This window comes from Phycicoccus sp. M110.8 (genome assembly GCF_032464895.1).
In the GTDB taxonomy this organism is placed as follows: domain Bacteria; phylum Actinomycetota; class Actinomycetes; order Actinomycetales; family Dermatophilaceae; genus Pedococcus.
Window position 1 is genome coordinate 304,676 of record NZ_JAWDIC010000003.1, and the last position, 12,429, is coordinate 317,104.

At 70.7% G+C, this 12,429-nt stretch carries 13 protein-coding genes; 1 reads left to right on the forward strand and 12 read right to left on the reverse strand.

Features of this window, described 5'->3' with window-relative positions:
• Window positions 1-327 precede the first annotated feature (327 nt).
• The 11 genes from RKE38_RS14755 to RKE38_RS14805 form a co-directional block, all read right to left on the reverse strand.
• Window positions 328-846, reverse strand: coding sequence for a hypothetical protein (locus RKE38_RS14755; RefSeq protein ID WP_316008223.1), 519 nt, complete (start codon window positions 844-846; stop codon window positions 328-330).
• A 202-nt stretch (window positions 847-1,048) separates the two neighbouring features.
• Complete coding sequence (locus RKE38_RS14760) at window positions 1,049-1,639, reverse strand: hypothetical protein (protein ID WP_316008224.1); 591 nt, start codon at window positions 1,637-1,639, stop codon at window positions 1,049-1,051.
• On the reverse strand, window positions 1,636-2,907 hold the full coding sequence (locus RKE38_RS14765) for an MlaD family protein (protein ID WP_316008225.1): 1,272 nt from the start codon (window positions 2,905-2,907) through the stop codon (window positions 1,636-1,638). Before RKE38_RS14765 ends, RKE38_RS14760 begins: the two co-directional genes overlap by 4 nt.
• A complete protein-coding gene (locus RKE38_RS14770) occupies window positions 2,904-4,106 on the reverse strand; it encodes an MCE family protein (protein ID WP_316008226.1) in 1,203 nt (400 codons plus the stop codon). The genes RKE38_RS14765 and RKE38_RS14770 overlap by 4 nt, the downstream gene beginning before the upstream one ends.
• The gene (locus RKE38_RS14775) at window positions 4,103-5,377 is read right to left on the reverse strand and encodes an MCE family protein (protein ID WP_316008227.1); all 1,275 of its coding nucleotides are present in this window, start codon (window positions 5,375-5,377) and stop codon (window positions 4,103-4,105) included. Before RKE38_RS14775 ends, RKE38_RS14770 begins: the two co-directional genes overlap by 4 nt.
• Window positions 5,377-6,354 (reverse strand): MCE family protein, encoded by a 978-nt coding sequence (locus tag RKE38_RS14780; RefSeq protein ID WP_316008228.1) that lies wholly within the window; start codon window positions 6,352-6,354, stop codon window positions 5,377-5,379. The genes RKE38_RS14775 and RKE38_RS14780 overlap by 1 nt, the downstream gene beginning before the upstream one ends.
• Complete coding sequence (locus tag RKE38_RS14785) at window positions 6,351-7,397, reverse strand: MlaD family protein (protein ID WP_316008229.1); 1,047 nt, start codon at window positions 7,395-7,397, stop codon at window positions 6,351-6,353. Before RKE38_RS14785 ends, RKE38_RS14780 begins: the two co-directional genes overlap by 4 nt.
• Window positions 7,394-8,737: an MCE family protein gene (locus RKE38_RS14790; RefSeq protein WP_316008230.1), complete on the reverse strand. Its 1,344-nt coding sequence runs from the start codon at window positions 8,735-8,737 to the stop codon at window positions 7,394-7,396. Before RKE38_RS14790 ends, RKE38_RS14785 begins: the two co-directional genes overlap by 4 nt.
• A gap of 3 nt (window positions 8,738-8,740) precedes the next feature.
• Window positions 8,741-9,568: an ABC transporter permease gene (locus RKE38_RS14795; protein WP_316008231.1), complete on the reverse strand. Its 828-nt coding sequence runs from the start codon at window positions 9,566-9,568 to the stop codon at window positions 8,741-8,743.
• A 13-nt stretch (window positions 9,569-9,581) separates the two neighbouring features.
• Window positions 9,582-10,352: an ABC transporter permease gene (locus RKE38_RS14800; RefSeq protein WP_316008232.1), complete on the reverse strand. Its 771-nt coding sequence runs from the start codon at window positions 10,350-10,352 to the stop codon at window positions 9,582-9,584.
• Entirely contained in the window at window positions 10,349-11,332 is a 984-nt protein-coding gene (locus RKE38_RS14805; protein ID WP_316008233.1) for an ABC transporter ATP-binding protein, read from the reverse strand. Before RKE38_RS14805 ends, RKE38_RS14800 begins: the two co-directional genes overlap by 4 nt.
• 155 nt (window positions 11,333-11,487) lie before the next feature.
• On the opposite strand from RKE38_RS14805, the gene RKE38_RS14810 reads away from it, so the two are divergent.
• The gene (locus RKE38_RS14810) at window positions 11,488-11,892 is read left to right on the forward strand and encodes a hypothetical protein (RefSeq protein ID WP_316008234.1); all 405 of its coding nucleotides are present in this window, start codon (window positions 11,488-11,490) and stop codon (window positions 11,890-11,892) included.
• Window positions 11,893-11,994: 102 nt separating this feature from the next.
• Here RKE38_RS14810 and rplL read toward each other — a convergent pair whose 3' ends face one another.
• Window positions 11,995-12,387, reverse strand: a complete 393-nt coding sequence (gene rplL / locus RKE38_RS14815) for a 50S ribosomal protein L7/L12 (protein ID WP_316008235.1) — start codon at window positions 12,385-12,387, stop codon at window positions 11,995-11,997.
• Window positions 12,388-12,429 lie beyond the last annotated feature (42 nt).

Sequence of the window (12,429 nt, forward strand, 5' to 3'; positions counted from 1 at the left end):
CGGAGGGCACGGCGAAGGGCTGGTGTCGATGGGGTCGGCGAAAGAGGGCAGCGCAAAGGATGAGCATAGACCCACGAGGGCAGGACTGTCCAACCGTGTCCAGCCGGTTTCCACCAGGGCTGTCGACGGGGGTCTCGCCGAGGCCGCAAGCCCCGGGTTCGGATCGACGCAGACGATGGTGACGGGCGAATGCCTCGACGTCAAGGGGAACGGGCGGCGTGGCGTGCAGACCGCGCCCCGGAACGCCGGCGACGACGCCCCCGAGGGGACGTCGTCGCAGGTCAGGCGGGGTGTTGCGGCAGGGTCAGGCGCGGTGCGGCGGCGGGGTCAGAAGGCGTCGACCTTGCTCACCAGCCAGCGGTCACCGACCTTCGTCATGGTCGCGATCACCCGGTTCTGGTCGACCACGGGCTGCTTCTGGTCGGCACCGACCCGCGCCTGGTTGACGAACGCCAGCACCTTCACTGTGGTCGGCGAGGAGCTCATGACGCCCACGTCCGAGACCTTGGCCTGCACGACGGTCTGGTTCTTGACCGCCATCGGCTTGATGGTCTTGTCCATGGCGCTGGTGAACTCGCCCTTGAAGGACCCCGTGAGCAGGCCCTCGACCTGGGCGGCCTGCCCGTCGATGGTTTTGTAGTTGTAGCTGAGCAGCTGCTCCACCGAGGTCCTGGCCTGGCTGGCCGCTGCCCGGTCGGCCCGGTCCTGGGCGCCGCCGTCCTGCAGCGTCAGGCCCAGCACGACCCCCAGGGCTGCGAGGCTCGCCACGAGCACGGCCACAGGGGCCACCCAGCGGCGCCGACCCCCCGGGGTGGCAGCGGCCTCGGCGGGCAGGGCAGCGCGCACGTCCGCACGGTCCTGCCGTCCGGAGCGCAGGGCGGCCCAGCGCTCCCGGGCACCGCGCGCGGCTGGCGGCTCCTGCGCCTCGCGTGCTGCCTGTGCGCCCGGGACCTGCCGGTCCCGCGTCTCCGACAGCGGCGGAGCCGTCAGGGAGGTGCGCGGGCGCCCCCGCTCCCCCGCGATCCGACGTCGGGGCGCGGTCCTGGTGTCAGCCGACGAACTCAAGGTTCTCCACCTTCCACGTCTCGCCGACCTTCCGCAGGTCCAGGCGCATCCGGTACGTCTTGGTCTCGCCGGCCGGCACGGCCGTGTTCTTCGTGGGGGCGACGACGCCAACGAGGGCGACGGCCGAGTCCCGGTCGCCGGAGACCAGCGCGGCCTCCGAGCGCTGCACGGTGGAGACCGTCTTGTTGGCGACCAGGACCTTCTTCAGCTCGTCCACCGACGACGAGTAGCTCTTGAGGAACTCCCCCGTCGCCCCGGCCCGCACGCGCGCGGTGTCGGCGTCGACCTTCTGGTAGTCGACCGTGACGAAGTTGATGGCGAGCTGGCGGGCCGCGGCCGTCGCGGCGGCGTGCGCCTCGTCGGTCTGCCGCGCGGCATACCACTCGCGGCCCGAGGTGGCCGCGAGCACGACGGCGGCGACCAGGACCACGGCGGCGAGCAGCCACACGTGCCTCGGCGTGATGTGCAGGGCCCTGGGCCCGGTGCGGGGGTTGGTGTCCGTGCTCGGCTCGGGCGCGGGGTCGCGCTCGGTCGCCGTCACCGCCCTCCCGGCGTGGGTGGTGATCGTGGTCATCGAGCAGCCTCCTTCATGATCCACAACCACGAGGGATCGCTGCTCTCACCTCCCGCGGGGGGCGTGGGCACCGACACCTGTGGTGTCGGAATGCCCAACGAGGCAGCCATGCCCGGGGATACGGGTTGGTCGCCGAAAGCCAGCGGCACGGCCGAGCCCGTGCTCGAGGAGGGCCCGGGCGCGTTCTGGGCGCCACGCACCGTGGTGCCCGACCCCCGCGGCGCCGTGCAGCGCGCCGAGGTGTTCGCCCTGCCGCCCGAGGTGTCGGCCGGCGAGCGCCGCTTGGTGCCGCCGTAGCCCTGGGTGCACACGGGCGGGCTCTGGGCGAGCGCCAGCCCGAAGTGCGCGGTGCCGTCGCCCGGGACGACGGTGTAGCCGCCGGCCACGACGTCCGGGTAGGTGACGAGCAGCTGCTGGATGCCGTCGACCCGCGAGGTCGTCACCTGGCCGATGGTGATGAGGTTGGCCAGCAGCGTGGCGAGGTTGCCCTGGTTGTCGCGGATGAGGGCCTGCAGCTCCTGCGAGGCGACGGCGCCGCGGTCGAGCACCAGGCGCAGGTCGCCGTCGGACGACTTCAGGGTGCCCGTGAGGTCGGCGAAGTCCGACGCGAAGGTCTTGATCTGCCCGGAGGTGTCGCGCTGGGTGTCCAGGACGATCCGCCCGTCGTCGAGCAGCTTGACCGTCTGCGGGAGGGCCTCGGTCGCGGACCGGGTCAGGCGGTCGCCGCTGTCGAGCAGCCGCTGCAGGTCGGTGCCGCCGTCGGCGAAGCCCTTGCCCAGCTCGTCGACGACGACCTGCAGGTCGTGCTTGTCGACCGAGTTGACGGTGTGGTCCAGGTGCAGCAGGAGGTTGTCCACCCGCAGCGGGTAGCCCGTGTCCGTGCGCGGGACGGTGTCGCCGTCCTTGAGGTCGGGGCCTGCGTCGGTGCGCGGCTGGAAGTCGAGGTACTGCTCCCCCACGGCGGAGCGGTTCTCGACCACGACCCGGGTGTCCTTGGGGATCTTCACGCCGCGGTTGATCCGGGCGTCGACGAGCACCCCGTCCTTCGACAGCCGGAGCCGCTCGACCCGGCCCACCGTCACCCCGCGGTAGGACACCTCCGAGCCGACGAAGATGCCGCCGGACTGCTCGAAGTCGGCGGAGACGCGGTACTGGCCACCGGCGACCCGGTCGTACAGGCCGACGTACTTGGCCGAGAGCACCGAGACGGTGAGCAGGGTAATCATCAGGAACGCGAACAGCTGGACCTTGACGCCACGGCGGATCATCCGGCACCTCCCGAGCACAGGATCGGGATGGAGCACACCGGGGCCGTGGGGGTGCTGGACGGCGTGGGCACCGGCACCGAGGGGGTCGGCACACCCGGGAGGGGACCGGTGGGGAGCGGGAGCGGGATCGGCAGGCCGCCACCGCCCGAGCCGCCGCCGGAGCCGCTGCCGGAGCCGGAGCCGGAGCCGCCGGACAGGTTGCCGGCCAAGTTCTTGAGGTTGAGGTCGAGGTCGGCCGACATGTTGGTGTAGTCGCCCTTCATCGCCGCCGTGGTGCCGTCGGAGAACGGGTAGGTCAGCAGCAGCTGCATCGACTTGGGCAGGGCGTCGCCGGCCTTGGTGAGCTGGGTCAGGATCGGCTGGAGGGCCTTGAGGTTGGCGGCGGTGTCGGCCTTGCTCTGGGAGATGACCCTGGTGCCGACGTCGCCGAGGCGGCTCAGGGCCTGGAGCATCTGCACGAGCTGCTGGCGCTGGTCGGCCAGGACCTTCAGGCCCTTGGGCATGGACTCCAGCGCCTTGGCCAGGTCGTCCTTCTGGGCCGCGAGCTTGGCGGCCAGCTTGTCGATGTTGTCGATGGCGCGGACGATCTCGGCCTTCTGCTCGTCCAGGCCGCCGACGAAGGTGTCGAGCTGCTTGATGACGTCGCGGATCTGGGTCTGGTTGCCCCGCATCGCGTTGTTCAGCTCGGTCTCGATGGTCTTGAGCTGGGCCACGCCACCGCCGTTGAGCAGCAGCGACATCGCCGACAGCACCTCCTCGACCTCGGGGTTGCGCCCCGTGCGGTCGATCGGGATGTTGTCGCCGTCGCGCAGCCGGCCCTCGGGGGCGGTCCCGGTCGGCGGGGCGAGCTCGACGTACTTCTCACCGAGAAGGGACGTCTGCTTGAGCTCGGCGACGGCGTTGTCGGGCAGGTCCACCGACTTCGGGATGCGCAGGGTGACCCGCGCGGTCCAGCCGTTGAGCTCGATCTTCTCGACCGACCCGACGGTGACCTGGTCGACCTTGACCGACGACTGCGGCACGAGGTCGAGCACGTCGGCGAACTCGGCGGTGACGCGGATGACGTCGCCGTGCTGGGCGGCACCACCGGGCAGCGGCAGGTCGAAGGCGCCCTGGCAGCCGCTCACGGACACCACGGCCGCGCTCGCGGCCAGGGCCGCGAGCACCCGGCCCCGCGGCATACGGGACGACAGGCTCATCGCGCACCTCCCAGCAGGCCGCCCAGGGTCGGGTCGGCACCGTTGACCACGACGGCGGGGGCGGCGGACGACGCGCCCGAGGCGCCGCCGTCCGCGCCGGTCGCGGACGCACCCTGCGGGATCGCGGACAGCAGGTTGACCGGCAGCTTGACCCCGGCGCCCGAGAGCTGGCCCAGCAGGTCCTCGACCGGCTTGAGGGCCTTCTTCGCCTGCGAGCAGATGGCGGCCGCGCGCGGGTTGTTGCTCGCCTCGACGAGGCTGCACACGAGGTTGTCGAGCTTGAGGTTCTCGTTGACGTTGGCGCGGGTGTCCAGGGTTCCGGTGGCCGGGTTGTAGGCGTTCTGCAGGTTGCTGATCGCGACCGGGGCGTTGGTCAGGGTCTCGGCGAGCGCGTCGCGCTGCTTGGCGACCGTGCCGGTGACGGACGCCAGCTGGTCGAGGTTCGTGGTGAGCGCGGCGCGGTTGTCGTGGACGAACGAGCTCACCTCGCTGAGGGCGACCGCCAGGTTCTTCAGGGCGGCGGCGAGGTCGTCGCGCTCGCCGTCGAGCTGCTGGGAGACCGTGGCGAGGTCGGCGTTGAGCCGGCGCACCTGGTCGTCGTTGGTGGCGAGCATCGTCGTGAACGTCTGCAGGTTCTTCACCGTCCCGAACAGGTCGTTGCGTCCGCCGGAGAGCGTCTCGAGTGCCGTGGACAGGTCGTGGTTGGTGTCGTGGATCTTCTGGCCCTGCCCGTCGAGGTTGGCCGCGCCTGTCTTGAGCACCTCCGAGAACGCGCCGTTCTTGTTGGCGCCGTCGGGGCCGAGCGCGACGAGCAGGTCGTCCAGGCTCTGGGAGATCCGGTCGAGCTCGACGGGGACCGCGGTGCGGTCGAGCGGGATCGTCGCGCCGTCCTTCATGACCGGGCCTGCGTGGTATGCCGGGAGCAGCTGCACGTAGCGGTCGCTCACCAGCGAGGGCGCCACGACCGCGGCCTGCGCGTCGGCCGGCACCTTGTACTTGCGGTCGAACTCGAACCGGACCCGCACCTTGTCACCCATGGGAGTGACCTCGGTGACCTTGCCGACCTGCACCCCGAGGATGCGGACGTCGGACCCCGGGAAGAGGCCGACGGCGCGGGTGAACTCCCCCGTGACGTGGACGGCGTCGTGGCGCGGCCAGAAGGCGTACGCGCCCGCGGCCAGCGCCACGACGACGAGGGCGGAGACGAGCTTGCCGACGAGCCCCACCCGGGGCAGACGGGGCAGGCGCGGCAGCGCGTGACGACGGGCCATCAGTTGCCACCTCCGGGCGCGGCGACCGGGGCCGTGAGGTTCTCGATGTAGGTGTCGAACCAGCGGCCGTTGCCGAGGACGTTGGAGAAGAGCCGCGTGAACGGCGCCATCGCGGCGATCGTGTCGCTGAGGTCCTGCTCGTGCTTCTGCAGCGTGGCCAGGACCTTGGTCAGCTGGTCCAGGGCCGGCTTGAGCTCGGCCCGGTTGTCCCGCACGAGCCCGGTGATCTGCTGGGCCATGGCCGAGGTGTTGGTGAAGAGCGTGTGGATGGCGTCCTTGCGGGCGCTCAGCTCCACCATGAGCAGGTCGGCGTTCTTGATGATCGACTCGACGGCCTTGTTGCGCTGGGCGACCGTGCCGCTGACGCTGTTGGCTGAGGCGAGCAGCTGCTTGAGCTGGGCGTCGCGCGAGGCGATCGTGCGCGACAGCCGGCCGAGGCCGTCGAGGGCGGCCCGGACGTCGGCCGGGCTGTCCTTGAACTCGGTCGCCAGCGTGGTCAGCGACTTCGCCAGCTGGTCGGTGTCGATCCGCTCGCTGGTGGTCGCCAGGTCGGTGAAGGCGTTGACGATGTCGTAGGAGGAGACGGTGCGGTCCAGCGGGATCTGCGAGTCGGCCCTCAGCTGGCCGGTGCCCCCGGGCTCGAGCGCGAGGTACTTCTGCCCGAGCAGGGTCTTCATCCGCACCGAGGCGCCGGTCTGGGTGCCGAACCTCACCGGCTCGGTGACCTTGAAGTCGACGACGACGTGGTCGCCGGCGAGGTCGACGCTCTCCACCTTGCCGACCTTGACGCCGGCGATGCGGACGTCGTCGCCCTTGAGCAGGCCGCCGGCCTCGGAGAAGGCCGCGCTGTAGTGCCGGCCGCCGCCGAGCAGGGGCAGGTTGCCGATGTTGAACGCCAGGACGAGCAGGACGGCGATGACGGTCAGCCCAGCGGCGCCGATGGGGACCGGGTTGCGCTCACGGAAGGGGATGCTCACTTGCACCTCGCGGCGGAGAGTGCGGCCGGCTTCTCGAGGGGCACCTTGACCGCGGGCAGCCCGGGGCCGGCCGACGGGATGACGACCGAGCCACTGAAGTCGCACATGTAGAAGTTGAACCAGGAGCCGTACGTCGCGGTCCGGGTGATCGTGTTGATCTTGCCCGGGGAGGTCGAGAGGAACTTCTCGAACGCCGCGGTGTTCGAGGGCTTGTTGAGGTTCTGGCTCAGCGCCCGCAGCTGGGACACGTCGTCCTTGATGGACGGGCGGGTGACCGCCAGCAGGTCCGCGGTCTGCGCGGTGAGCGAGTTGATGTTGGTCAACGAGGCCCCGATCGTCTTGCGGTCGGCCGCCAGCCCGGAGACGAACCGCTGGAGCTGGTCGATCAGCTCCTTCAGGGCGGCGTCGTGGGCGTCGACGGTGCCGAGCACGGCGTTGAGGTTGTCGATGGTGCGGCCGATGACGGCGTCGCGGTCGGCGAGGGTCGAGGTGAGGGACGCGGTCTTTGCCAGGAGCGAGTTGATGTTGCCGCCCTCGCCCTGCAGGACGCTGATGATGTTGGAGGACAGCTCGTTGACGTCCTTGGGCGACAGCGCCGCGAAGAGCGGCTTGAACCCGTTGAACAGCGTGGTCAGGTCCAGGGCCGACTGCGTGTGGTCCAGGCCGATGCGCGCGCCGTCCCGCAGGGGCGTGGCTCCCCCGACCTCCTGGGTGAGGGCGATGTAGCGCTCGCCGACGAGGTTGCGGTACTTGATGGTCGCCTTGGTGCCGGCGGTGAGGACGCTGGTCTTGAGCACGTCGAACGTGACGTCGGCGTGGATGCGGTCCTTGTCCACGGCGATGGCCTTCACCTCGCCGACGCGCACGCCGGCGATCCGGACCTCCTGGCCGGCGGCCAGGCCGGTCACGTCCTGGAAGACCGCGTGGTACGTGTTCTTGTCGCCGAACTGGGTGTTGGCGATGGTGGCCGCCAGCGTCCCGGTCGCCAGCAGGGTGGCGACGACGAAGACGATGAACTTCACGAGGCTGGCACGGGTGCTCACTGTTGGCTCACCACCGATCCGCGGAGCATGGGGCCGGCGAGCAGGGTCGTGATCGCCGAGGAGCCGCTGGTGCGCTGCGCCCCGAGCAGGGCGGACACGAGCGCCTGCTCCTGCTCGGTCCCGGCGAGGCCGGCGTCGGGGTCGGGTATGCCGACGCCGGAGGTCCCGGCGAACATGGCCGGCAGCGCGCTGCCGGCGCTCGACCCCGAGGCGGAGGTGCCGTCGGCGAAGTGGATGCCCTTGCGCGGGTTCGCCTGGCTGCCGTAGTGGTCGGGCAGGCCGTAGCAGGTCGGGCCCCGGTGCTCGCCCCATCGGGGCTCCTCCCCCGGGCGGTAGCCGGCGCGCTGCGGGGTGGTCTCGACCGTGATGTGGAAGGTGGCGTCCCGCCAGGCCTGGTCGATGCGCGGGATCCAGTTGGTGAGGGCCTGGGCCATACAGGGGTACTCCGGCGAGTAGCGGGCGAAGAGCTCGAGGCTGGGCCGGCCGACCTGCCCGACCCGGATGATCCGGTCACCGTTGGCGTCCAGGAAGTCCGCCGTCGTGTTCGCGAACCCGGCCGTCCCGGCCAGGAACCCCGCCAGCTGGTCCTTCTTCGTCACGATCGTCGTGTTCGTCGTGATGAGGTTCGTCGCCGCCCGCACCAGGTCCGGCGCCGCCACGGCATACGTGCTCGCCAGGTCAGCCAGCCCGCTGATGTCCGCCTTGATCACAGGCATCTTCGGGTTCAGCTGCTTGAAGTAGTCGTCCACCAGCACCAGGTTCTGACCCAGCCGCGTGCCGCGGCCCTCCAACGCCGACGCCAACGCGTTCAACGTCGTCGCCAGCTTCTCCGGCCGCACCGTCCGCAACAACGGCAACAGGTCGTCGAACACCTTCTCCAGCTCGATCGCCACGCTCGTGCGGTCCTGCTCGATCGTGTCGCCGTCCTCCAGGTGCCGCGCCGGGCTGCCCGCCTGCGGGGAGACGAGGTCGACGTACCGCTCGCCGAACAGCGTCTTGGGCAGCAGGCGCGCCGACACGTTCTCGGGGATGAGCCCGACCGTCGAGGGGTCGAGTGCCAGCACCAGCCGCGCCCCCTTGCCGGTCGTCTCGACCTTGCGCACCTCCCCGACGATCAGGCCCCGCAGCTTGACGTCGGAGGACGCCTGGAGCTGCGAGCCGACCCGGTCGGTCAGGAGCGTGACGGTCACGACGGGGGTGAAGCGCTTCTGGAAGGAGGCCACGGACAGGCCGACGAGCAGGAGCACGACCACGACGAAGCCGACGCCGTAGGCGCGGTTGCCCAGGCGCGACATCCAGCCGCGCGCGGGTCCCACGCCGTCCTCGGGGTGCTGCGACATCGGCTACCCCGCGATCCGGACGGTCGTGGTGGCGCCCCACACGGCGAGCGAGAAGAAGAAGTCCACGATGTTGATGGCCACGATCGAGGTGCGCACGGCCTTGCCGACCGCGACGCCCACGCCGGCCGGGCCGCCGGACGCCGTGTAGCCGTAGTAGCAGTGGATCAGGATGATCACGACCGCGAACACCATGACCTTGAGGAAGGAGTAGAGGACGTCGATCGGCGGCAGGAAGAGGTGGAAGTAGTGGTCGTACGTGCCCGCCGACTGCCCGAAGTAGTGGACGACGATGAAGCGGGTCGCGCCGTAGGAGGAGAGCAGGCCCAGCACGTACAGCGGCACCACCGCCACGAACCCGGCGATCATGCGGGTCGTCACGAGGAAGGGCAGCGACGGGATGCCCATGACCTCGAGCGCGTCGACCTCCTCGGAGATGCGCATGGCGCCGAGCTGGGCGGTGAAGCCGCAGCCGACCGTGGCGGCGAGGGCGAGACCGGCGACCAGCGGGGCGATCTCACGGGTGTTGAGGTAGGCCGAGACGAAGCCGGTGAACGCGCCCGTGCCGAGCTGGTTGAGCGAGGAGTACCCCTGCAGGCCGACCTGGCTGCCGGTGAAGAAGGCGAGGAAGGCGATGACGCCGACCGTGCCGCCGATGACGGACAGGGCACCGGAGCCGAGGGAGACCTCGGCGAGCAGCCGCACGACCTCCTTCTTGTAGCGGCGCAGCGTGCGGGGGCTCCAGGCGAGGGAGCGCACGTAGAAGCGCATCTGCTCGCCCAGGCTGTCGAGGGCCCGGCCCGGGCGCCCCGCGATGTCGAGGACCTTGCTCATTCGCGCACCTCCTTCAGATCTTCTGGGGGACGACTTGGAAGTAGACGGCGCTGGCGACGAAGTTCACGACGAACAGGAACATGAAGGTGATGACCACGCTCTGGTTCACGGCGTCGCCGACGCCCTTGGGGCCGCCGCCGGCGGTCAGTCCCTTGTACGAGGCGACGACGGCGGCGATGAAGCCGAAGATCACCGCCTTGATCTCCGAGGTCCACAGGTCGGCGAGCTGGGCGAGCGCGGTGAACGAGGCGATGTACGCACCGGGCGTGCCGCCCTGGATGATCACGTTGAAGAAGTAGCCGCCCGCGACGCCGACGACGGACACGAGACCGTTGAGCAGCAGGGCCACGAGCATCGCGGCGAGCACGCGGGGGACGACGAGCCGCTGGATCGGGCTGATGCCCAGCACCTCCATGGCGTCGATCTCCTCGCGGATCTTGCGCGAGCCGAGGTCGGCGCAGATCGCCGAGCCGCCCGCGCCGGCGATGAGCAGGGCGGTCACGATCGGGGACGCCTCGCGGATGACGGCGAGCACCGAGGCGGCGCCGGTGAAGGACTGCGCGCCGAGCTGGCGGGTCAGGGTGCCGAGCTGGAGGGCGATGACCGCGCCGAACGGGATCGAGACGAGCGCCGTCGGCACGATCGTCACCGAGGCGATGAACCAGCACTGCTGGATGAACTCCTTGGCCTGGAAGGGCCGGCGGGGCAGCGCCCGCACGACGTCGAGGACGAGCGCGAAGAGCGAGCCGCTCTGGCGGAGCGCACCGGTCACCGGGTTGCTCATGACAGGGCTTCCTCGGGCTCGGTGGCACGGGGGATGGTCAGGCCGGCGTGGTGCGACTCGAACGACCCGGGGGGCGGGGTGACGCCGTTGGCGCGGCACCACTCCCCCGCCGGGCGCTCACCGCGGCGCGGCGAGCCGTCGCTGGTGCGCAGCTGCAGCGGGATGGGCGGCAGCGGCGGCAGCTCCTGGCCGGACTCGGCGGCCAGCTCGTCGGCGTCCTTCTCCTCGGACATGCCGATCGGGCCGATGGTCTGGGCGTTGAGGAACTGCCGCACGACCGGCTCCTCCGAGCTGAGCAGCATCTCGCGCGGCCCGAACATGGCGAGGTGCTTGTGGTACAGCAGGCCGATGTTGTCCGGCACGGTGCGCGTGGAGTTGATGTCGTGCGTGACGATGAGGAAGGTCGCGTCGATCTGGGCGTTGAGGTCGATGAAGAGCTGGTTGATGTAGCTCGTGCGCACCGGGTCCAGGCCCGAGTCGGGCTCGTCGATGAGCAGGATCTCGGGGTCGAGCACCAGGGCCCGCGCGAGCCCGGCGCGCTTGCGCATACCGCCCGAGATCTCGCCCGGCAGCTTGCCCTCGGCGCCCTGGAGGCCGACCAGCTCCATCTTCTCGAGCACGATGTTCCGGATCTCGGTCTCGGACTTCTTCGTGTGCTCGCGCAGCGGGAACGCCACGTTGTCGAAGAGGTTCATCGAGCCGAAGAGCGCGCCGTCCTGGAACAGCACCCCGAACAGCTTGCGCACCTCGTACAGGTCGTGCTCGCGCAGGCGGGTGAGGTCCTGGCCCTGGATCCAGATCGAGCCGGCGTCCGGCTTGAGCAGGCCCACGAGGGTCTTGAGGAAGACGGACTTGCCGGTGCCCGAGGGGCCGAGCATCACGGAGATCTCGCCAGCGGGGAGGGTCAGCGTCACGTCGTTCCAGATCAGCTGCGACCCGAAACGCTTGGTCAGGCCCTCGACCTTGATCTCTGTGCCCACGTCTCACCTCGTCGTGAAAATGCATGCCCGATGAGGGCCCCGGTTCGCAGGGCTCAACGAGGCGCGGGCGCGGAGGTTACGGGCCGGTATGCCTGGACCCACCCCTCGCCGGCGCCTCCCGGGCGGGAACCGGCCGGTTCGGGGATGCTCGTGCCATGAGCGGGGACTCGCTGCGCTGGGACACCCGCAGCGCCGTGCCGCGGTGGCTGCGGGTGGCGTCGTGCGCCGTGCCGCTCCTGGCGGTGGCCGGGCTCGTCGCGGACGTGGCCCGCCACGCCCCGCAGGGGCGGGTGGTCGGCCAGGTGGTGTGGGTGCTGCTCACGGGGACGGCGGCATACCTCGCGAACCGGCGGCAGGAGGTGGTCGTCGACGCCACCGGCATCCGGATGCCGCTTCGGCGCCCCGTCGCGTGGGCGGACGTCGACCACGTGGAGCAGCCGGGGCCGTGGGACTCGGTGGTGCGGGTCGTCGCGCACGACGGCAGCGCGCGTGCCACGGGGCTGCCGTCGCGCTTCGCGCAGGACGTGGCCCGGATCGGGGACAAGCCCCTGCGCCGCTGAGCTGCGGGCGCACCGGCGACTGCCCGGGGACGCACGAAGGCGGGCCCGACCGTGGTCGGACCCGCCTTCGCGGAGTTCGTGCTCCCTAGAGGGAGCGCGAGGTCACTTGAGGGTGACGGTGGCCCCGGCGCCCTCGAGGGCCTCCTTGGCCTTGTCGGCAGCAGCCTTGTCGACCTTCTCCAGGACCGGCTTCGGAGCGCCGTCGACGAGGTCCTTGGCCTCCTTCAGGCCGAGGGAGGTCAGCGCGCGGACCTCCTTGATGACCTGGATCTTCTTGTCACCAGCGGACTCGAGGATGACGTCGAACTCGTCCTGCTCCTCGGCAGCGGCGGCGTCGCCACCGCCCGCGGCGGGCGCACCGGCGGCCGCGACGGCAACCGGGGCGGCGGCGGTGACGTTGAAGGTGTCCTCGAACTGCTTCACGAACTCGGAGAGCTCGATGAGGGTCATCTCCTTGAAGGCCTCAAGGAGCTCGTCGGTGGAGAGCTTCGCCATGGTGGGCGTCCTTTCTTCTCTTACTTCGTATGCCGTGAGTGG

Coding starts and splice junctions, on each gene's coding strand:
- RKE38_RS14790 (WP_316008230.1), bottom strand. CDS start 8,737: ATGTCGCAGCACCCCGAGGACGGCGTGGGACCCGCGCGCGGCTGGATG.
- RKE38_RS14770 (WP_316008226.1), bottom strand. CDS start 4,106: ATGAGCCTGTCGTCCCGTATGCCGCGGGGCCGGGTGCTCGCGGCCCTG.
- RKE38_RS14810 (WP_316008234.1), top strand. CDS start 11,488: ATGAGCGGGGACTCGCTGCGCTGGGACACCCGCAGCGCCGTGCCGCGG.
- rplL (WP_316008235.1), bottom strand. CDS start 12,387: ATGGCGAAGCTCTCCACCGACGAGCTCCTTGAGGCCTTCAAGGAGATG.
- RKE38_RS14760 (WP_316008224.1), bottom strand. CDS start 1,639: ATGACCACGATCACCACCCACGCCGGGAGGGCGGTGACGGCGACCGAG.
- RKE38_RS14800 (WP_316008232.1), bottom strand. CDS start 10,352: ATGAGCAACCCGGTGACCGGTGCGCTCCGCCAGAGCGGCTCGCTCTTC.
- RKE38_RS14765 (WP_316008225.1), bottom strand. CDS start 2,907: ATGATCCGCCGTGGCGTCAAGGTCCAGCTGTTCGCGTTCCTGATGATT.
- RKE38_RS14775 (WP_316008227.1), bottom strand. CDS start 5,377: ATGGCCCGTCGTCACGCGCTGCCGCGCCTGCCCCGTCTGCCCCGGGTG.
- RKE38_RS14795 (WP_316008231.1), bottom strand. CDS start 9,568: ATGAGCAAGGTCCTCGACATCGCGGGGCGCCCGGGCCGGGCCCTCGAC.